Annotated in this window: 13 protein-coding genes, 1 tRNA gene and 2 pseudogenes; 6 read left to right on the forward strand and 10 right to left on the reverse strand. The window is 69.8% G+C overall.

Annotation, left to right across the window (positions count from 1 at the left end):
- Nucleotides 1-31: 31 nt before the first annotated feature.
- The 3 genes from AB0N07_RS03875 to AB0N07_RS03885 all read right to left on the reverse strand — a co-directional run bounded on the left by AB0N07_RS03875 (nt 32) and on the right by AB0N07_RS03885 (nt 3,148).
- Nucleotides 32-958, reverse strand: coding sequence for a DUF2637 domain-containing protein (locus AB0N07_RS03875; RefSeq protein WP_365831769.1), 927 nt, complete (start codon nt 956-958; stop codon nt 32-34).
- A gap of 397 nt (nt 959-1,355) precedes the next feature.
- Nucleotides 1,356-2,675 (reverse strand): DUF3631 domain-containing protein, encoded by a 1,320-nt coding sequence (locus AB0N07_RS03880; protein ID WP_365831771.1) that lies wholly within the window; start codon nt 2,673-2,675, stop codon nt 1,356-1,358.
- Between the two features lie 233 nt (nt 2,676-2,908).
- Entirely contained in the window at nt 2,909-3,148 is a 240-nt protein-coding gene (locus AB0N07_RS03885; RefSeq protein ID WP_365831773.1) for a hypothetical protein, read from the reverse strand.
- A gap of 96 nt (nt 3,149-3,244) precedes the next feature.
- On the opposite strand from AB0N07_RS03885, the pseudogene AB0N07_RS03890 reads away from it, so the two are divergent.
- The 5 genes and pseudogenes from AB0N07_RS03890 to AB0N07_RS03910 all read left to right on the forward strand — a co-directional run.
- A pseudogene (locus tag AB0N07_RS03890) lies at nt 3,245-3,925 on the forward strand (helix-turn-helix transcriptional regulator); the annotation flags it as partial.
- Nucleotides 3,924-5,354 (forward strand): annotated as a pseudogene (locus tag AB0N07_RS03895) (tyrosine-type recombinase/integrase); the annotation flags it as partial. The pseudogenes AB0N07_RS03890 and AB0N07_RS03895, both read left to right, overlap by 2 nt.
- Before the next feature lie 39 nt (nt 5,355-5,393).
- Entirely contained in the window at nt 5,394-6,635 is a 1,242-nt protein-coding gene (locus AB0N07_RS03900) for a tyrosine-type recombinase/integrase (RefSeq protein ID WP_365831842.1), read from the forward strand.
- Nucleotides 6,635-6,976: a helix-turn-helix transcriptional regulator gene (locus AB0N07_RS03905; protein WP_365831775.1), complete on the forward strand. Its 342-nt coding sequence runs from the start codon at nt 6,635-6,637 to the stop codon at nt 6,974-6,976. The genes AB0N07_RS03900 and AB0N07_RS03905 overlap by 1 nt, the downstream gene beginning before the upstream one ends.
- Nucleotides 6,977-8,328: 1,352 nt before the next feature.
- The gene (locus tag AB0N07_RS03910) at nt 8,329-9,384 is read left to right on the forward strand and encodes a hypothetical protein (RefSeq protein WP_365831777.1); all 1,056 of its coding nucleotides are present in this window, start codon (nt 8,329-8,331) and stop codon (nt 9,382-9,384) included.
- A 27-nt stretch (nt 9,385-9,411) separates the two neighbouring features.
- On the opposite strand, the gene AB0N07_RS03915 is transcribed toward AB0N07_RS03910, so the two are convergent.
- Nucleotides 9,412-10,179: a hypothetical protein gene (locus AB0N07_RS03915; RefSeq protein ID WP_365831779.1), complete on the reverse strand. Its 768-nt coding sequence runs from the start codon at nt 10,177-10,179 to the stop codon at nt 9,412-9,414.
- 186 nt (nt 10,180-10,365) lie between these two features.
- Here AB0N07_RS03915 and AB0N07_RS03920 point away from each other — a divergent pair, with 186 nt between their 5' ends.
- The gene (locus tag AB0N07_RS03920; RefSeq protein WP_365831781.1) at nt 10,366-10,638 is read left to right on the forward strand and encodes a hypothetical protein; all 273 of its coding nucleotides are present in this window, start codon (nt 10,366-10,368) and stop codon (nt 10,636-10,638) included.
- Nucleotides 10,639-10,764: 126 nt separating this feature from the next.
- Here the strand turns inward: AB0N07_RS03920 and AB0N07_RS03925 are convergent.
- The 6 genes from AB0N07_RS03925 to AB0N07_RS03950 all read right to left on the reverse strand — a co-directional run bounded on the left by AB0N07_RS03925 (nt 10,765) and on the right by AB0N07_RS03950 (nt 20,821).
- Nucleotides 10,765-10,838, reverse strand: a tRNA-Thr gene (locus AB0N07_RS03925).
- Between the two features lie 107 nt (nt 10,839-10,945).
- Nucleotides 10,946-12,529 carry an alpha/beta hydrolase gene (locus AB0N07_RS03930; RefSeq protein WP_365831783.1) on the reverse strand — a complete coding sequence of 528 codons (1,584 nt, stop codon included), beginning with the start codon at nt 12,527-12,529 and terminating at the stop codon, nt 10,946-10,948.
- A gap of 106 nt (nt 12,530-12,635) precedes the next feature.
- Nucleotides 12,636-13,841 carry a DNA polymerase III subunit delta' gene (locus AB0N07_RS03935; RefSeq protein ID WP_365831785.1) on the reverse strand — a complete coding sequence of 402 codons (1,206 nt, stop codon included), beginning with the start codon at nt 13,839-13,841 and terminating at the stop codon, nt 12,636-12,638.
- Nucleotides 13,842-14,173: 332 nt separating this feature from the next.
- Entirely contained in the window at nt 14,174-17,386 is a 3,213-nt protein-coding gene (gene tmk, locus AB0N07_RS03940; RefSeq protein WP_365831787.1) for a dTMP kinase, read from the reverse strand.
- A 152-nt stretch (nt 17,387-17,538) separates the two neighbouring features.
- Nucleotides 17,539-20,373: a type I DNA topoisomerase gene (gene topA / locus AB0N07_RS03945; protein WP_365831789.1), complete on the reverse strand. Its 2,835-nt coding sequence runs from the start codon at nt 20,371-20,373 to the stop codon at nt 17,539-17,541.
- A gap of 250 nt (nt 20,374-20,623) precedes the next feature.
- Nucleotides 20,624-20,821 (reverse strand): hypothetical protein, encoded by a 198-nt coding sequence (locus AB0N07_RS03950; protein ID WP_365831791.1) that lies wholly within the window; start codon nt 20,819-20,821, stop codon nt 20,624-20,626.
- Between the last annotated feature and the right edge of the window lie 79 nt (nt 20,822-20,900).

The following is a 20,900-nucleotide window of genomic DNA, read 5'->3' on the forward strand; positions in this document are numbered from 1 at the left end:
AAGGGTTTCGGTCACCCGGCAGCGGTTGCGGTCAGCCGCCGGGCCGATCGGTCTCGGCTGGGGCTTCGAGTTCGGCTCGGAGGACGTCCATCACCTCGGTCAGCCGCTTACTGCCGACCGTCAGCCCTTTGTCCTCAACCGCCGTTCGGACGACGGCGCGGGTGAGCTTGCCCTGCTCAGCGGCAGCAGCCCGGCCGATCTCCACGAGTACCTCAAGCGGCGCGCCGGGCGGACGGCCACCGCGCGGCTTGCTCTCAGCAGCATCGGTGGGCGATTCCGGCGGCTGGACGGATGCGGCGGCCGGTAGCTCCGTGGCCCGGGTGGGCTCGATGAGCAGCTCGGCGGGCCGGATGTGCTCGACCGGAGCCTCGGCCCACTGGCCGACTGCGGTGACCGACGGCTTCACGGGGTGGACGGATGTGGTGGCCGGTGGTTGCGGCACCTGCACGGAATCGGGGGCCGGATGACCGGCAGCAGGCTGTGCGACCAGTTCGTGGATCTGCCGCATCAGCACGCCGAAGGCCACCATCGCGGCGGCCGGGGGAACCGCTGCGACCACGTAGTCGAGCAACGGCACGCTGCCGACTTCGCGCGTGCCGGTCACCCCGGCCACGTTGAGCCCGATGGAGCCGACCGAACCGATGGCGGTGACGCCGATGGCCCATTTGTCGGTGACGCGGCGCAGGCCCGCACGGAGCATGAGCAGCTCGCCCGCGACGATGAACGCGTCCAGCGTCGCGGGCCACGCCCAGCGGCGGGTCGGCGAGTCACGAAGTCCGTGCTGGGCGGCGACCTCGGCCAGGTGGGCGTAGGAGAGCCAGAACGCACCGGCGGTCAGCGCCACGATGACGATGCCGGCCGTACGGAGCACGTACTGCTCCGCCGTCAGCTTCGCCTTCGCCGGCTGCTCCAGGCCAGGCTGGTCGTCCAGAGACGGGCGGTCTGGGCGACGAGGCATGAGAGGGATCCTCAAGCGGGGTACTCCTGGGGTAGTGGTGTGGTGCGTCTTTGGCGTCTTGGCCGTTGCAAGCGCAGGTCAGAGCGGGTACGGCAAGCGCCTCGGTTCTCCGTGCTGGCGGGCGCTGCCGACGTCTTGTTCCGACTCGGAACAAGACGTCGGTGCGTCGAGACGGTGGCGTTGCGTCTTCCGTCCCGGTGGGCAGGGCTGTGACCTGCGCTGATACGGCAGGACGGCGGGGTACGGCACAAGACGGATCGGTACCGCGTCTTGGGCAGGCAACGCGTCGGTCATGATCGCGTTGCCGTCTTGGCCCCGGTTGCCGTCTTGGCTGCATGCCGTTTGACCTGCGAGATCACGGCAGGGACGGCAAGTACGGCAGCCAGGGGCGCGGGGCTCAGCCCTCGCTGGAGCCGGAGCCTGGGTCGGCGTCGACGGGGTGGACTGCAGGGCAGTACCGGCGCCAGGCGTCGAGGAACTTGCTGCGCATGTAGCCCTTGCGCTGGGTCCGGTCGGCCATGCGCACGTTGCCGGGCCTGACGTCGAACTCGCGCAGCATCCTGCCCAGCTCACGGGCGGTCAGCCCGCCGCGCCCCCACTCGGCCCATGGGGCCTCGGGGTCCTGGCGCAGGTGGTGCAGGAGTTCCTCGGTGGAGAGGCTGTCCGCCTCGCGCTGGGCGACAAAGACCCGGCGGATGTCGGCGAGGATCCGCGCGCCGCTGGGGTGGTCCTCCTCGGCCGCCGCTTCAGCGGCGACCATCCGCGCACACGCCACCCGCGCCAGCCGGGGCCAGTGCCCACCGGCCAGGTCGGCGACGATCACCAGGGGCTCCCAGGTGTCGGCTGCGCGGTCCTCGACCGGCATGTCCGGCTCCAGGTTCGCGGCCTCGTCCAGCAGCGGCTTGGCCCACGCGGCGATGCGGTCGCGCAGATCGTGCAGGGCCGGGATGTCGCGCCGCGACCGGAAGGGCTTGACCTTCTCGCCCTCGGCCCGGCGCCGCATCCGGATCACCACCGCACGGTCCATGACCGTGTCGGGCAGGTCACCGATCCCCGCGATGGCCGCCATGGCGAAGGTCGCAAACCGGTGCGGGGTGTGGTCGTTGCCGACGACCCGGGTGACGTACCGGTTGCGCTGGTGGCCGGCGTTGAGCAGGCCGCGCATCTCCTCGTTCTTCTCCGCCATCTTCGGGGTGCCGAAGATGGTGTCCGCCTCGTCCACCAGGAGTGTGGGCGGGCTCTCCTCGGTGATCGAGCGGAAGATGGCCGCCGGGGTGGTGTTGATGGTGAGCATCGGCTCGTGGACCGTCTCGGTCAGCACGTCCAGCAGCCGCGACTTGCCACACCGCTTCGCCGGCCCCACCACCGCCAGACGCGGCGCGTGCTGCCACGCAGGCTGCAGGTGCGTCGCCGCCACCCACAGCGTCACGGCATCCAGTGCCTCCGGCGAGGGCAGGATCACGAACTGGGCTATCTGCGCACGCAGTTCGTCCAGCAGCGCCGAGCCGTGGGTCGGCTCCGCATCGGGTATCTCCTCCAACCCGCTCGTCGCATCGGCCGCATCGGCACTGCGGGCGGGCGCCTCGTCGCTCAGATCCGGATCGGCGCCGTCAGCCTGTGCAGCGCGCAGGTGGGCGCCGGGCTGGCCGGGGATGGCAGGTGTGGGCCAAGTTGCCTTGGCGGAGGCGGAATAGGACTCGGGGTTCTCGGGTTGCACTCGGCGACTCCTCGTCTGGCGGTGGCGGGCTGGCATGCCCGTGCCGCCGGGTCGGTTCGCATCGGATTGGTGGGGAGTCATCGGGCCTCCGGCGTTGCACCGCCGGGGGCTCTCCCTCTTCTCGCGGGCGCTCGGGCACCGCGAGGGAACATGGACAGTACGTCCACGTCCCGCCACAGTCCAGCGTTTCTGTGTCAGCTCAGCGCAGAATCGTCTGCTACGCTCCCGCTCCCTCACGCCGCCAGACCCAGCAGCTGCAACAGATCGGCGGTCACCACCCGGTAGGCGTTGCCCAGTCGCAGCACCTTGCACGGGTACTGGCCGCGCTTCGCCAGCTCGTACCCCTTGCTGCGCCCGAGACCCAGTGCCCGGTTGCCCGTGTCCAGGTCAACCGCCACGGGGAGAGCGAGCAGCTCCTCCCGGCTCATCCCCTTCGCGCCCTTCGGTCGTCCGGCCGTCGTGTCTTCGCTCATGCAGTGCGCCCCTTTCCGTGCAGCCCTCGGTGAACGCGGTCGTCACATCCGTCTCCAGGCGCCTACAAACCAGGATGTCGAAGCTAATGTGTCTGCATGACACAACGCGGTTTCGACGATGGAAGTGACGAGGACGACGTCCCGGAGTGGGCGGACCGGGTCAAAGCCAACGTGGCCGGCGAAGTCCGGCGCAGGAGGAAGGAGATGGGATGGAGCGCGCAAGAATTGGCGGACCGGTGCGAGCAGCTCGGGCATCCCATCCCGCGCAACGTGATCGCCAACATGGAGTCCGGCCGCCGAGCCAATCTCCCGCTGGTGGACGTCATGGTCCTGGCCGCCGCGCTGGAGACGTATCCGGTCTGCCTGGTCTTCCCTGTCGGCTACGTCGAGGAGACCCAGGAGCTTCCGTTCCAGCACCTCGTGCCCACCTGGGACGCCCTGCGCCGCTTCACCGGCGAGGAGGAGGTGTTCGGCTACGACGCGGGCCTGGTCCCCGACTTCGAGGCCCACGCCAGCCTCGTGAGCACCGCTCTCGCCGCGCTCGAAGAGGAAGAACGGGCCCGGTTCGCTGCCAAGACGGCCACCAGCCGCGCCCAGCAGGAAGAAGCAGAGCGCCAGCGGACCCAATACGCCGACCAGGCCATCTCCGCCAAGTACCGGCTCCGCCACCTCCGACGCGATCTCCGCGAAGACGGGGCCACCCCACCCCGTCTGCCACCCGCACTGGGCGACGTCGACCCGCCCGAACCCGAAACCGACACCCCGGAGGAACGCCTTGAAGGGCTCCACCTACCGCCGCTGCTCCTGCCGCGACCCCAAGACCGGCAAGGAACTCGGCACCTCCTGCCCCAAGCGCAACAGCAGGAACCACTGCACCTACTCCATACGCCAGGAGCTTCCGCCCCGTGAGGACGGCAGCCGCAGGTCCTTCGCCCGCGGCGGCTACGACAGCCGCAAGACCGCCCAGGCCGATCTCGACCACGTTCGTGCGCTCCTGGGCTTGGCCGATTCCGACGACCCCGAGGGCACGGAACTGATCGCCGCCATGCTGGCGGAAGTCAGCAGCGCGAAGACTCCCCTGCCCGACGTCGAGGAGACCCGGCGGCGCCTCAACGCCGGCCAGGACCTCATCGGCAGCCTCACCGTGAGCGAATACCTCGACCGGTGGCTGGCGGGCAAGCGCATACGCAAGTCCGGCCTGAACCGCTACGAGACCGACATCCGCGTGCACCTCAAGCCGTACATTGGCACCCGACGCCTCGACCGACTCCGCGTCAGCCACCTCAGCGAGATGTTCACCGCCATCCGCGACGCCAACGCCCAGATCCTGGAGGAGAACGCCCAACGGCGAGCCGCGATTGACGAATTGGCGACCGTGCCCTGGAAGGGCCTGGAGAACCGCGCCCGGCGCAAGGCGATGAAGGCCGCGATCGACGAGCTGCCGCCATTCCGGCGCATCACTGGCCCGGCCACGCGCCTGCACGTCAAGGCCACGCTCCGCGCGGCCCTCAACGACGCGATCGGGCAGCAGATCATCACGTTTAACCCGGCCGCCCACGTCGAGATCGACCCCGTGCGCAAGCCGAAGGCGCTGGTGTGGACGGACGAGCGGGTCACCAAGTGGGAACAGACGGGCGAGAAGCCGTCGCCCGTGATGGTCTGGACGCCTCAACAGACCGGCGCCTTCCTCGACTTCGTCGCAGACGACCGGCTGTACGCGATGTGGCACCTGATCGCCTTCCGCGGCCTGCGACGGGGCGAGGCATGCGGGCAACCGTGGTCGGAGACGAACCTTGACACCCACTCCCTCACGGTCTCCGCGCAGCTCGTGCAGGACGGCTGGGAGGTCGAGGCGTCCGACCCCAAGACCGACAGCGGATACCGCGTCGTCGCGCTCGACGACGACACCGTCAACGTCCTGAAGCAGCACCGCGAACGGCAGGACGCGGATCGCACGAAGTGGGGCACGGCCTGGGTCGAGACCGGCCACGTCTTCACCCAGGAAGACGGCTCCTGGCTCCACCCCGGCAAGGTGACCGACCTCTTCGAGCGCCTCGTCACCGCCTCCGGCCTCCCGCCGATCCGGCTCCACGACCTGCGCCACGGCGCGGCGACCCTCATGCTGGCCGCCGACATCGACATCAAGATCGTGTCGGACACTCTCGGGCACAGTGACACCCGCATCACGCGAGACATCTACCAGAACCCTCGGGAATTGCATCAGGCGGGCGAGAAGTTGCAGGTTGTGAGGTCAGGGCAGGGTCCGGCGAGGACTCTAACCTCCTGCAACTTGGCGGCTTGGGCTGGGAGTTTGGCAATCAGATCCCATCTGATGCAGGATTTGCCCTCTGAAGGGGAGAGTGAAGTGGGTCTACAACGACGCGCCGACCTGGCGGGGGCGGCTCATCTGGAGCTGGTCTCCGGGGTGGCCCAGCTGCGTCCGCAGGACGCGATGGTCGAAGCCATGGTGCGGGGCTGGCGGGCCCAACAAGCCGCTCGCGGGCTCCGTGAGGACACGGTCACCGCCCGGGTTCGGCTCGTACGGCGGTTTCTGGATCACACCAACGAATACCCGTGGGCCTGGACGTCCGGCCACGTGGACGAGTGGTCACTGTGGCTGGCCAGCGAGAGGCACCTCGCGCCGTCCACGATCCGCAGCTATCAGGGCAGCTTGCGCCTGTTCAGCGAGTTCTTGATCGACGGCCGGTACGGCTGGTCGGTGGCCTGCGAGGACGCCTTCGGCACTCACCCCGTGGCCATCTGCCATGAGTGGAACACCATCGCCCATCTCAACGACTACGAGGGGCGTCCCGAGGCGAGGCCGTTCACCCGCGAGGAGATCCAGCGCTTCCTCGACTACGCCGATGACCAGGTCGATCGAGCGGTACGGGCCAAGCGCAAGGGAGCCCTCGCCGCCTACCGCGATGCCACCCTCTTCAAGGTCATCTATGGGTGGGGTCTGCGCCGGACGGAGACATCGAAGCTGGATGTGGTCGACTTCGGGCGGAACGCGAAGGCGCCGCAGTTCGGCCGGTACGGCACCCTCAACGTCCGCTACGGCAAGGCGAAGAAGGGGCAGCCGCCGCGCCGTCGGAACGTGCTGTCGGTGATGGACTGGGCGGTGGAGGCGGTCGCCGATTACGTGGAGAACGTACGGCCGCGGTTCGGCTGCGAGGATCACCCCGCCTTGTGGGTGACCGAGCGGGGCGGCCGGGTCAAGCCGGCGGAAATCAACGCCCGGTTCGTCGCCTATCGCGACGCGCTCAAGCTCCCGAAGGCGCTGACTGTCCACTCCGCTCGCCACTCCTACGTCACCCACCTCATAGAGGACGGGGTTGACCGCCGGTTTCTCCAGCAGCAAGTCGGTCACGAGAATGACAGCTCCACCGCTATCTACACCCACGTCAGCGACGACTTCATGAACACCATGCTCCACAGGGCACTTGCGCCCGCGCTCGCTACGTTCCCCGCAAACAAGGACCGCTGATGGCCGCGAAGCTCGACTACCACTGGCACTTGCGGAAGGTCATGGCCGACCGCGGGCTCTTCTCCACCACCGACCTCATCCCGCTGCTGGACGACCGGGGCATCACCCTGTCGTCCAGCCAGGTCTACCGGCTCGTCGTCGAGCGCCCCGAGCGGCTCAGCCTGAAGATCCTCATGGCTCTGCTCGACATCCTCAACTGCACCATGGACGACCTCATCGAGCCGACCGCCGCGGCGGGTGCCGGAACCGCTACCCGAACAAAGAAGGCTGTCGGTGCCGAGGCAGGCGTCGGTGACCTGCGACCCAAGCGAGCCCGCATCCGCGGTTTCGAACAGCCGTGACCGTACCCGGGCACCCAGAGCGGGCCGTCTCCGACCCGATCGGGCTCATTGCGGACCTGGTCGCGGCCATCGAACATCGGCTGGAGCCGGACCGGATCCGTGCCGTGGTCGCCAGCGTCGCGGGCGGACGATCGAAGTCACGCCTCCTCGCGGCACATCTCACTGAGCATCCCCGCGTGCTGAACGACGGCAGGTCGCCGGCGCCCCGGGCCGTCGGCGACCTGCTCATCGCCCTGCGTGAGGCCGGGGCCCAGACGGTCTCGCCGCCGTGTTGCGCCGAGTGCGGCAGGCAGATACGAACGCTCCAGCGCCGCGGCCAGGACTGGTACTGCTGGAACTGCGGGCGGTCACAGCCCGAGCCGTGTGCTGCCTGCGGAAACATCCGCCGGCTCACTTCACGCGACCGGACCGGGCAGCCCCGATGCAGCCAGTGCCCGGACGACGACGGGCGTGACCCCATCGCAGTGATCTACTCCCTGATCGCTGAGCTGGATCCCCAGGCCGAGCGGGAGACGGTCTCCGAGGCGGTCTGTCGATCTGCGCCTCGCCCCTCCTACCAGCGGAAACTTGCCTGGTCCTTGGAATCCCACCCAGCTCTGCTGACCGGCGACGGTCACCTCGCACCCCACCGCGCGACCCTCAAGCTGATCGACCTGCTGCACGATGCCGGCATCGCCGGGATTGTCCGGCCGTCCTGCCCCGGCTGCCACAGAGTCGTACTTATCGACAAGCCTCTGGACGGAAAGCGGGTCTGCCGCATGTGCATCTCCCACTCCCGCATTGAGGAGTGCTCGGGATGCGGAGCCCGCCGCGAGCCCGCCACCCGCGACGACCAAGGCCGGCCAGTGTGTCCGAACTGCCTGGTCAGTGACCCGGCGAACCTGGAGACCTGCATCAACTGCGGCCGACGAAGGGTCGTGAACACCCGCACACCGGACGGCCCTCTCTGCCAAGGCTGCCCCTCTCTGCCCACCGCGACTTGCAGCATCTGCGGCGCGGAGAAACCCTGCGGCACCTCCCGGACCACGGGTCGGCCATGGTGCCTGGACTGCCAGCGTCACTCCGCGCCATGCTCAGCCTGCGGCGGCGTCGAAGCAGTCGTCTCCGGCACTCTCGACCAACCCCTTTGCCTGGGCTGCACCGCGCCTGAGGTCTGGCACACCTGCCCCTCCTGCAGCGATCCCGATTACCCGCACCCCGGCCAGTGCGCTCGTTGCCTCATCAATCGGCGCCTCAACGAGCTCCTGGGCCCTCCGTCCGATGCCCTCCACCCCGGTCTCCAAGCCCTGCGGAACAACATCGCCACCACCGAGCACCCACTCACCGCCAATCGATGGCTGAACAAGCCGTCCGTGTCTCCGGTCCTGGCCGACCTCGCGGCCGGCAGACGAGCCCTGACTCACGAGGCCCTCGACGAACTGCCGGACAGCCCACCCCTCGCCCACCTCCGCCAAGTCCTCGTCAGCGTCGGCGCCCTGCCCGAGCGGGACGAGTACATGGTCCGCCTCGAACGTTTCCTTCACGGCCTTCTCGCATCACAGCAAGACCCCGAACAGCGCAAAGTCCTGCACCAGTACGCGATATGGCACCTGGTCCGTCGACTACGCCGACGCAGCAACGGCCGCCCTCTAACCCCGCAGCAGTTCGCATCCGCGCGTCAACGCACCCATGCGGCCGTCGCCTTCCTTACCTGGCTTCAGGCTCACGGCCTCGCCTTGGAAACGTGCCGACAAGCCGACCTCGACCAGTGGCTCACCGACGACTCCGCGACCTACCGCCACACAGCAGGGCACTTCGTCCGCTGGGCTCGCACCAACAAGCTCACCACCGTCCACGTCCCCGCTGTCCGCTGGCACGGCCCCGCCCAGCCACTCGATGACGAACACCGGTGGAACGTCGCACGCCGACTCCTGCACGACGACACCCTCAAGCCCGAAGACCGCCTCGCAGGACTGCTTCTCCTCCTCTACGCACAAGGGCCATCGGCGATCCACCGACTGACCACCGAGGACGTCGAGGTCGGCGCTCAAGAGGTACGTCTCCGTCTCGGCGATGCCCCCGTTCAGCTGCCCGAGCCCGTCGCCCAGCTGGCCCGCACCGTTGCCGCGAACCGCAAGGGCCACGCGACCATCGGGGCTTTGGCCCCGTCTCCATGGCTCTTACCCGGCGGACAGCCCGGACGGCCGATCAGCACCACACAGCTGACACAGCGGCTGAACCAGCTCGGGATCCGGCCCAATCAGGCCCGCAGTACCGCTCTCTTCCAGCTCGCCACCGAGATCCCCGCCTCGATCCTCGCCCGCACCCTCGGCATCCACACCGACGTCGCCGTCGCCTGGCAACGGCTCTCCGCCGGCAACTGGGCAACCTACGCCGCCGAGATCAGCGAGCGGGCGAGGCATACATGACACTCGTGGAAGGCCAGGCCGTCACGGTCAGCTCGGGACATTGCTTCCACTGCACTCGTCATCTCCGTAGTCGGGCTCGGCATCGGCCATTCGCGCGTCGACGCAGTATGTCTGTTTCTGGGCAAAGAACGACGTCATCAGCATCACAGCGATCAAGCAGTTTCCCCGACCAAGATGCTCAAGGGTGGGACGGTGCGCCACTAGATGGCGGGACAAACTGACCGGTACCTGATCATTCTTGCCCGGAAAGTAGCGCGTATACAGGGACTGCAGGGGCAGGAATACTACCCCTGGGTCCAACCCATCTCCCCAGCCAGGCGACAGCGGCTGCCGATAGCGAGCCTTCCAAGACAGACCCGCATAGCTGACCTGTTGCTTCAGCCATTTTTGTAGTTCTTGATCCAGCTTTTTGTCGGAGAAGGCAGGGTTGCGCTCCTGGATCTCCCGCTTTTGGTACTTCTTCAGCTTCTGGCTGAGCTCCGCAGCGTCGCGGGGCACTCCCGTAACGCCGTAGAACGTTTCCTCGGTACCAAGCAAGGCCAGGCATGCTGCTGCTTCTCGGTGGCCGGCCCGGAACGCCGCGATCACTCTCTCCGCGAGAGCGACATCCTCAAACATCGACTCGTCCCGGCAACTGGCGATCTCCGCCTCGCAAGCGGAGACGATGAGGTCTTCGAACCGGCTAAGTACCTCAAGCCGGACCTCATGCCCGCTGGCGGTGAGCAACTCGCTCAGCACCTCCGCAGGCGGCACCCAAGCGACAGGGATGCCGTCGTTCAGGGCGATGCTCAGCAAGTCGTCTACGGGCGTGCGCTCCAGCCCACGCCAGTTCGGGAAAGCCGTCCAACCTGAGGACCCGAGCAGCTGAACCTCTCTGCCCGTGGCAGCTGATGGCCGATCATTCGCACTCGTCATACGGCTCATTCTGCCGAACTTCCGACATTGCCGTGCTGCTTCACCGAGACGACGGAACCGCCTTGGGTGCAACGGAGGACGAAGGCATTCGGACAGTTCCAATACCCGACGTCACCATTAAGCGTCCTGCCCCAAGTCGGCAAGAACGCCGCCGAGGCCACCGCCAAGCTGGTCCCGCTTCAACGCAAGACCGAGGAAGAGAAGGCCGCCCGCAAGGCCGCGAAGGCTGCCAAGAAGGCCAAGACCAAGAAGAAGACGGGCACAGGCAACCCGAAGGACAAGGCGAACCTCCAGGCCAGGGCCAAGAAGAAAGCCCAGCGGAAGAAGCGCAAGAAGTAGGCCCGAGCCGCTCCGCTCACGCATCGCTCACGCAAGCCGTTCCCACGGCGTTCCCATCCAGCGCCGCGCCATGCCCGAGCAACACAAAAGCCCAGGTCACGGGCTATGTGACCTGGGCTTTTTCAGAGCCGCCTTCGGGATTCGAACCCGAGACCTACGCATTACGAGTGCGTTGCTCTGGCCATCTGAGCTAAGGCGGCGCGCCGTGCGCACTATGGTGCGATCAGCAACGTCGGTAAGTCTACACAGTTTCGAGGGGTGCTCCGTACCAGCCCCGGGCGGTGGCTCCGCGGGGCTGGTCGCAGGGCTATGAGCAGCGCTTTCCCTGGGTCGGAGGGGTTCCGCGGAGCAGGTAGGCGACGATCGCGGAGTCGATGCAGGTGCTGCCGCGACCGAAGGCGGTGTGGCCGTCACCCTCGTAGGTGAGGAGGCGGGCCGAGGTGAGTTGGCGGGACAGGGACTGGGCCCAGCGGTAGGGGGTCGCCGGGTCGCGGGTGGTGCCGACCACGACGATCGGTGCCGCACCCTTCGCCTTGATGCGATGCGGGGCGCCGGTCGGCTGCACCGGCCAGTACGCGCAGTTCAGGGAGGCCCAGGCGAGGCCCCTGCCGAAGACCGGGGAGGCCTTCTCGAAGGAGGGCAGCGCCTTCTCCACCTGTTCGGGGCCGGCGAAGGCGCCCGGGAGGTCCAGGCAGTTCACGGCGGCGTTGGCGGACATCAGATTCGTGTAGTGGCCGTCGGCGTTGCGCTCGTAGTAGCTGTCGGAGAGGACGAGCAGGCCCGCGCCGTCCTTCTCCTTGATTGCCGAGGTCAGCGCCTCGCGCAGCTGCGCCCACGTGCCCTGGTCGTACATCGCCGCGATCACGCCGGTGGTGGCGAGGGCCTCGCCGAGCTTGCGGCCGTCGGCGTCGCCGGTGGGGATGGGATGCGCGTCCAGTTCCTTGAAGAAGGCACTGAGGTTGTCGCCGACCTGGGCGGGCGTGGTGCCCTTGCGCCCGAGCGGACAGTCGGGCTGCTGCACGCAGTCCTTCGCGAAGGACTGGAAAGCCGTCTCGAATCCCGCGGTCTGGTCCAGATTCAGTTCGCGACTGCTCAGCGAGGGGTCCATCGCGCCGTCCAACACCATCCGGCCCACCCGTTCCGGGAAGAGTCCGGCGTACGTCGCGCCGAGGAACGTCCCGTACGACGCCCCCACATACGTCAGCTTCGAGTCCCCCAGCGCCGCCCGCAGGATGTCCATGTCGCGGGCCGCCTCGACGGTGGAGACGTGCCGAAGCAGCTGGGCCGAGTGCTGCCCGCAGCTCTCCGCGAACTTCCGGTACGCGCGGACGAGTTCGTTCGTCTCATGGACGGAGTCGGGGGTGGTGTCCGTCTGCGTGTACGCGTCCATCTGACGGCCGTCGAGGCATTCGACGGGCTCGCTGCGGGCGACGCCGCGCGGATCGACGGCGACCATGTCGTAGCGGGCGCGGACCTGGGCCGGGTAACCGACACCGGCGTACTGCTGCAGATACCCGATCGCCGAGCCGCCCGGCCCGCCCGGGTTCACCAGCAGGGAACCGAGCGGCTTGCCCTTGCCGGTGGCCTTCTTGCGGGCGACGGCGAGCTGTACGTCTCCGGCGTCCGGCCTGGCGTAGTCGAGCGGTGCCTTCATCGTGGCGCACTCGAAGCCCGCGGTACCGCAGGTGCGCCAGCTCAGCTTCTGCCCGTAGTACGGCGAGAGAGCGGAGGGTGTCGACCGCGGCAGCGCGGCAAGCACCGCATCCGCCGCATTGCCGCCGGTGCTCGCGGTGCCTCCGGTGGAGCAGGCGGAGACGAGCAGCGCGGCCGTGGCGAGGAGGGTGGCTGCGGTTCTGGGACGGCAGGGACGGGAGCTGCACCTGATGTACATCAGGCGAGGGTAACTCTGCGCAGCCGTACAGACGCTCTCCGTGCACACCGTGGCTCGTACGAATTACCTCGTCAACTTCCCGTTGATCATCGGTCTTCGGGCGCGGTCAGCCGGCTCTGAGTGCCATCGTCATCGCCTCCACCGCCAGCAGCGGAGCCACATTGCGGTCGAGCGCCTCGCGGCACGCGGCGATCGCCTCGATGCGGCGGAGGGTGGACTCGGGGGAGCTGCCGCGGGCGAGGCGCTCCAGGGTGTCCTCGGCGTCCGCGTTGGCGAGGGCCACGCGGGTGCCGAGCTGGAGGGCCAGGACGTCGCGGTAGAAGCCGGTGAGGTCGGTCAGGGCGAGGTCGAGGCTGTCGCGCTGCGTACGCGTTCTGCGCCGCTTCTGCTTGTCCTCCAGGTCCTTCATCACGCCTGCCGTGCCGCGCGGCATCCGGCCGCCCTGGCCCGCGCCCAGCGCTGCCTTCAGCTCCTCGGTCTCCTTGCCGTCCCGCTCCTCGGCGAGCTGTTTGGCGTCCTCGGCGGCCGCGTCGACGAGTTCCTGGGCGGCCTTGAGGCAGCCGCCGACGTCCTCGACGCGCAGCGGGAGCTTCAGGACGGCGGCGCGGCGCTCGCGGGCGGCCGGGTCGGTGGCCAGGCGGCGGGCCCGGTCGACGTGCCCCTGCGTGGCGCGGGCCGCCGCGGCGGCCACGGGCGGTTCGATGCCTTCCCGCCGTACGAGCATGTCGGCGACGGCGTCCACGGAGGGCGTGAGCAGGTTCAGATGCCGGCAGCGGGAGCGGATGGTGGGCAGGACGTCCTCGATGGAAGGGGCGCACAGCAGCCAGACCGTACGCGGGGCAGGCTCCTCCACTGCTTTCAGAACGGCGTTGGCGGACTTCTCGTTCAGCCGCTCGGCGTCCTCGACGAGGATGACCTGCCAGCGGCCGTTGGCCGGTGAGGTGAACGACTTGCGGACGGTGTCGCGCATGTCGTCGGCGAGGATCTGCGTGCCGACGGCGGCCACGGTGGTGACGTCCGCGTGCGTGCCGACCAGGGCGGTGTGGCATCCGTCGCAGAACCCGCAGCCCGGGGCTCCGCCGAGCGCGCGGTCGGGGCTGATGCACTGCAGGGCGGCGGCGAACGCCCGCGCCGCCTGGATGCGCCCGGCGCCCGGCGGGCCCGTGAACAGCCAGGCGTGCGTCATCTTCGACGCCTCGGGCGGCGGTGCGTCGGAGGCGACCGCGGTGACCAGCGCATCGGCGTCCCGGGCAGCGGCGCCGAGCTGCTCGGCCACCTTCTCCTGGCCGACGAGGTCGTCCCAGACGGTCATGCGCTCACCCCGCCCTTTCGTCACGTTTCACGTTGCGAGATCCATTGTGCGGCCCGGCACTGACAACGACGGCCGAGCGCGGTGCCGCCCGGGCAGCTCCCGGGACGGCTTGCCCGAAGGAGCGGTTCCAGCCCCACACCACCGACCGATCCGCCCAGACGGCGGCGCAACGGTGCGCCGCCCCGACGCCACCCACACCGAACCCGCGCCGGCGCGACCCCAGCGCCCCTTGCACCTCGGCAACCACCAGCCAACCCCGACCGCCCACCACCGGCGCCGAGCAAGGCAGATCCCACGCACCCGCAAGCCGCCCGGCCGCGGGCCCGCCGACGTCAGCCCCGGCGCCCCCGACCGCGCCGCCCGCGGCCCGCGCCGTCGTCGTGCTCGTCATCGCGCGGGCCGAGCAGTTCGTCCGCCAGCGTCGGCAGGTCGTCCAGGGGTGTCTCCTCGGCCCAGTCGGAGCGCGTCCGGCGCCGGAGCCCGCCCTCCGGGTCGATCTGGGGCATTTCCCGCGTGCGGTCCTCGGCGCCGTCCGGATGCGCGCCCGTGCGCTCGTCCCGGAAGAGCCCCGGCGGCACCCGATGCGCGGGGTCCTCGCCCCGAACGGGAGGCAGCAGAGCGGTCTCGTCCTCGGCGCCGGAGGGCACCGGCGGCAGCACGGCCGTCTCGTCGGCCGCTCCCGGCACGACCGGCGGCAGCACAGCCGTCTCGTCCGTCGCTCCGGTGGGAGCCGGCGGCTGCGGCAGCTGCGCCGTCACCTCGGACTCGGACTCGCCGGTCCGCGCAGCGCCCGGCTTCTCCTCCCGCACCGGCCGCAGCACCGCGGTCTCCTCCACCGGCCCGCCCGACGCGTTCGTCGGCGTCACCACCGGTGTCGGCACCGTCGACGCCTCCGGCGGCACCGCGGGCGCAGCAGGCCGTGTCGGGCCCGCCTGAGCGGCGGCCGCGGCCTGCTCGGCGAGCCGCCTGGCCTCCTCGGCCCGCAGCAGCGCCTCCTCGGCCTTGCGCTGCTTCTCCAGGCGCCGTGCCTCGGCCTCGGCGTGCAGCCGGGCCTCTTCCTCGGCCTGCTTGCGCCGCCGCTCCTCCTCGGCCTTGCGGCGGGCCTCCTCCTCGGCGCGGGCCTTCTCCTCCGCGAGGAGACGGGCCTGCTCCTCCTCGGCACGGCGGCGCGCTTCCTCGGCGCGCTGCCGGGCCTCCTCCGCCTGCCGTTCGGCCTCGCGGCGCTGCGCCTCCTCCAGCTCGCGCCGCTTGCGCTCCTCCTCCTCGGCGCGCAGCCGCTCGAGCTGTTCCTGGCGCTCGCGCTCCAGCCGCTCCTCCTCGGCCTTGCGCGCAGCCTCCTCCTCGGCCTTGCGGCGGGCCTCCTCCTCGGCCTTCTTCCGCGCCTCTTCCTGGGCCTTCACCTCGGCCTCGGACAGCGGCAGCAGCTGGTCGAGCCGGTGCCGTACGACGGTGGTGACGGCCTCGGGCTCCTGGCCCGCGTCCACCACCAGGTACCGCCCGGGGTCGGCCGCGGCCAGCGTGAGGAAACCGGACCGCACGCGCGCGTGGAACTCGGCCGGCTCCGACTCCAGCCGGTCCGGCGCCTCCGTGAACCGCTCGCGCGCGATGTCCGGCGAGACGTCGAGGAGCACGGTCAGATGCGGTACGAGTCCGTTCGTCGCCCAGCGGTTGATGCGGGCGATCTCGGTCGGCGACAGGTCGCGGCCCGCCCCCTGGTAGGCCACCGAGGAGTCGATGTAACGGTCGGAGATGACCACCGCCCCCCGCTCCAGCGCGGGCCTGACCACGGTGTCCACGTGTTCCGCGCGGTCCGCCGCGTACAGCAGGGCCTCCGCCCGGTGGGACAGCCCCGCGCTCGACACGTCCAGCAGGATCGACCGCAGCCGCTTGCCCACCGGTGTCGCCCCCGGTTCCCGGGTCAGCACGACCTCGTGGCCCTTGCCGCGGATCCACTCGGCGAGGGCCTCGGCCTGCGTGGACTTGCCGGCTCCGTCGCCGCCCTCCAAGGCGATGAAGAAACCGTTCGAGGCCGGTACGGTCACCGGGTCGTCGCCGCCCAGCAGCGCGTCCCGCAGGTCGTGCCGCAGCGGCACGCCCGAGCGGTCGTCGACCTTGGCCAGCACCAGCGCGGCCACCGGCAGCAGCAGCGCCCCGACCAGCATCAACGTGAACGCGGCGCCGCCGTGTGCGAACACGAACTTGCCGTTCTCCAGCCGGTGCGGGCCGATCCCCGCCGCGACCACGGGCGCGATCACGGCACCGAGCGCCACGCACACGCGCACCACCGCGTGCAGGTGCTCCGTGGTACGCGCCCGCCGGTAGTCCTCGGCCTCCTGGTCGAGCAGCGTGTGCCCGGTGTTGGCGGCCACGCCCGCGCCGATGCCGGCGAGCGCGACGATCAGCATGACCGTGGTGACGTCCGGGACGAGCCCGGCGGCCAGCAGCGCGACCCCGGTGAAGGCGATCGCCAGCGCGAGCAGCCGGCGCCGCGACAGGGTCGGCAGCACGGAAGGCGCCGTACGGATGCCGACGACGACCCCGCCCGTCAGTGCGAGCACCAGCAGGCCGTACGTCACCGGGCCGCCGCCCAGATCCTTGGCGTGCAGCACGCAGACGGCGACGGCCGCGGAGACCGCGCCCGCCACGGCGGCAGCCGAGAGCACCAGCAGCGGGATGGCGCCCGTGCGGCCCTTGTCCACGGCCGTACCCGTCTTGGGGCGGCGCAGCCCTTCGAGCGGCGAACGCGCGCGCGGGGTGCGCGTGTCGGGCAGCTCGAGGAAGGTCACCACGGACAGCGACGCGGCGAACAGGCCGGCCGCCACATACGAGGCGAGGGCCGCCTGGTGCTGGTCGAACCAGTCGAGCCCGGTGCCGAGAAGGTTGTTGAGCAGCCCCGCGACGACGAGCGCGGCAGCCGCCAGCGGGATCGCCACGAAGCTCGTACGCAGCGACAGGCGGCGGAGAGCGTCCATGTGGTCCGGCAGCGGTCGTACCGTCGCGCCCTCCGGGGGCGGGGCCGGCAGCAGGGCAGGCGCCGCGCTCTCGCGGCACACCGTCCAAAAGCGCTCGGCGACTCCGGTGCCGAAGGCCGTGACCAGCAGCGCGGCCAGCGCGTTGTCCGGCGTCCAGTCGATCCACAGGGGCGCGACGATCAGCGCGGCGACCCGGACGCCGTCGGCGCCGACCATGGTCCAGCGGCGGTCGAGCGGGCCCTCCTGAGAGGTGAGCGAGGTCAGCGGCCCGAGCAGAACGGCTCCGAAGAGCAGCGTCGCCAGGACGCGCACTGCGAAAACGGTCGCCACTGCGAACGCCACGCCCCGGTACCCACCGCCGAACGAGCCCTCGCCGATCGCCGCCTGGAGGGCAAGGAACACCAGCACGAGGAGGGCGAGGATGTCCCCGACTCCGCCCACGAGCTGTGCGCTCCACAGCCGTCGCAGCTGTGGTCGGCGCAGCAGGGCGCGGACGGCACGCTCGCGGGAGTCCGCGACAAGGGCGTCGTCGGGGGCCGGGTGGTGGGCCGTTGGTTGCTCGGCTCGCGTCATGCTTTCAGCCTATCGGGACCGACTGACAGCCCGGGGCACGCGTGCGGACGTGCGCACGCCCCGACACCAAAGCGATATCGGGGCGTTCGTTTTGCGAAGCGTCCGTGGAGAAAGGCGCCTCGGCTCAGTCGTCCTGACTCAATCGTCCTGACTCAGTCGTCCGTTGCCGTCTTCGAAGCCGTCGCCTTCTTCGCGGTGGTCTTCTTCGCGGCGGTCGTCTTGGCAGCCGTCTTCTTCGCCGTCGTCGTCTTCTTCGCAGCCGTCTTCTTGGCGGCCGTCGCCTTCTTGGCCGGGGCCTTCTTCGCGGGTGCCTTCTTCGCCGTCTTCTTGGCGGGACCCTTCGCCCGCTTCTCGGCGAGCAGTTCGAAGCCACGCTCGGGGGTGATCTCCTCGACACTGTCGCCGGAGCGCAGGGTCGCGTTGGTCTCCCCGTCGGTGACGTACGGCCCGAAGCGGCCGTCCTTGACGACCACCGGCTTCTCGCTGACCGGGTCGGTGCCCAGCTCCTTCAGCGGCGGCTTGGCGGCCGCACGGCCACGCTGCTTGGGCTGTGAGTAGATCTGCAGCGCCTCGTCGAGCGTGATCGTGAAGAGCTGCTCCTCGGACTGCAGCGAACGCGAGTCCGTGCCCTTCTTCAGGTACGGCCCGTAGCGGCCGTTCTGCGCGGTGATCTCCTGGCCCTCGGCGTCCGTACCGACGACCCGCGGCAGCGACATCAGCTTGAGCGCGTCCTCGAGCGTCACCGTGTCCAGCGACATCGACTTGAACAGCGAGGCCGTACGCGGCTTCACGGCGTTCTTGCCGGTCTTCGGGGTGCCCTCGGGGAGCACCTCGGTGACGTAGGGGCCGTAGCGGCCGTCCCGGGCGATGATCTGGTGGCCCGTCTGCGGGTCCGCACCGAGTTCGAAGTCGCCGCTCGGCTTGGCGAGCAGCTCCTCCGCGAGTTCGACGCTCAGCTCGTCCGGCGCGAGGTCCTCGGGCACGTCCGCCCGCTGGTGGCCCTCGGCGTCCTTCTCGCCGCGCTCGATGTACGGACCGTAGCGCCCGACGCGCAGCACGATGCCGTTGCCCACCGGGAACGACGACACCTCGCGCGCGTCGATCGCACCCAGGTCGGTCACCAGCTCCTTGAGACCGCCGAGGTGGTCCCCGTCGCCGTTGCCGGCGTCGGCCGCGCTGCCGTTGGTGACGCCCTCGCCGAAGTAGAACCGCTTCAGCCACGGCACGGACTGCGCCTCGCCGCGGGCGATGCGGTCGAGGTCGTCCTCCATCTTGGCGGTGAAGTCGTAGTCGACGAGCCGCCCGAAGTGCTTCTCCAGGAGGTTGACCACGGCGAAGGACAGGAAGGACGGGACGAGCGCCGTGCCCTTCTTGAACACATAGCCGCGGTCGAGGATCGTGCCGATGATCGACGCATACGTCGACGGGCGGCCGATCTCGCGCTCTTCGAGCTCCTTGACCAGGCTGGCCTCGGTGTAGCGGGCCGGGGGCTTGGTGGCGTGCCCGTCGACCGTGATCTCCTCGGCGCTGAGCCGGTCGCCCTCGGCGACCTGCGGCAGCCGGCGCTCGCGGTCGTCCAGCTCGGCGTTCGGGTCGTCGGCACCCTCGACGTAGGCCTTCAGGAAGCCGTGGAAGGTGATCGTCTTGCCGGACGCGCTGAACTCGACGTCCCGGCCGTCCGCCGCCGCGCCACCGATCTTCACCGTGACGGAGTTGCCGGTCGCGTCCTTCATCTGGGAGGCGACGGTCCGCTTCCAGATCAGCTCGTAGAGCCTGAACTGGTCGCCGGTCAGGCCGGTTTCGGCGGGCGTGCGGAAACGATCACCCGAGGGCCGGATCGCCTCGTGCGCCTCCTGCGCGTTCTTGACCTTGCCGGCGTACGTCCGCGGGGCCGACGGCAGGTAGTCGGCGCCGTACAACTGCGTGACCTGGGCGCGGGCGGCGGCCACGGCGGTGTCGCTCAGCGTCGTGGAGTCCGTACGCATGTAGGTGATGTAGCCGTTCTCGTACAGCTTCTGCGCGACCTGCATGGTGGCCTTCGCGCCGAAGCCGAGCTTGCGGCTCGCCTCCTGCTGCAGGGTCGTCGTACGGAACGGGGCGTACGGCGAGCGGCGGTACGGCTTGGACTCGACCGAGCGCACGGAGAACCGCGTGTTCTCCAGCGCGGCGGCGAGTGCGCGGGCGTTCGCCTCGTCGAGGTGGAGGGTGTTCGCGCTCTTGAGTTGTCCCAGGGAGTCGAAGTCGCGGCCCTGCGCGACCCGCCTGCCGTCGACGGTCTGCAGGCGGGCGACCAGCGACGACGGGTCCGACGGATCCCCCGCGCGGCCGGTCGCGAAGGTGCCCGTCAGGTCCCAGTACTCAGCAGAACGAAACGCGATGCGCTCGCGTTCCCGCTCCACCACGAGGCGTGTCGCGACGGACTGGACGCGGCCGGCCGACAGGCGCGGCATGACCTTCTTCCACAGGACCGGCGAGACCTCGTAGCCGTAGAGACGGTCGAGGATGCGGCGGGTCTCCTGGGCGTCGACCATGCGCTTGTTGAGGTCGCGCGGGTTGGCGACGGCCTCGCGGATCGCGTCCTTGGTGATCTCGTGGAACACCATGCGCTTGACCGGGACCTTGGGCTTGAGCACCTCCAGGAGGTGCCAGGCGATGGCCTCGCCCTCGCGGTCCTCATCGGTGGCGAGGAAGAGCTCGTCGGAGTCGGCGAGCAGGTCCTTGAGCTTCTTGACCTGGGCCCTCTTGTCAGCGTTGACCACATAGACCGGCTGGAAGTCGTGTTCGACGTCCACACCGAGGCGGCGGACCTCGCCGGTGTACTTCTCCGGCACCTCCGCGGCGCCATTGGGAAGGTCGCGGATGTGCCCGACGCTCGCCTCGACGATGTAGCCGGGGCCGAGGTAGCCCTTGATCGTCTTCGCCTTGGCAGGCGACTCGACGATGACGAGTCGGCGGCCGCCGTGTGCGGTCTCGCTGGTCGGGGACAACTTCGCTCTTCTCTCCGGTCGACGCTGTGGCCTCCCCGGGGGTTTTCTCGGTCCCGAGGGCGGGTCGTGGTGACGCTGCGGAGTGTGACGGTACATCCCGCCCCCGTGTCAAACGGGAAAAGCCCGCAACGGCCACTCGAACGGTAACCCGACTACCGCCATTCCTGCCGCCCGGAGTACCCACCGGCCTTTTCGAGCCAGTCCGGAGGATCACCTCTCAATTAACCAAGCCGCAGCTCCGGGGCTCCTTTCAGACCCGGGTCAGGCACCATGTTCCGAGGCCCAGCATGATCACCGAGGCAAGGCTCGCGAGGGTCGCCGATGCGACGGGGTTCACACCGTGAGCGACCGGCTCGCGGTGCCGTACCCGGGTCACGGTCCATGTCAGCAGCGTCGCTCCGAACAGGGCGAACACCACTCCCGCGAAGATCGCCGGTCCGCTCTCCATGGCTTGCCGTGCCCCTTTTCTCCCGTTCGCGAGTGCCCCGCCCGGCGAGACTGACACGCGTGGGCGGCGCACAGGCGAA

Source organism: Streptomyces sp. NPDC051172 (assembly GCF_040682555.1).
In the GTDB taxonomy this organism is placed as follows: Bacteria; Actinomycetota; Actinomycetes; order Streptomycetales; family Streptomycetaceae; genus Streptomyces.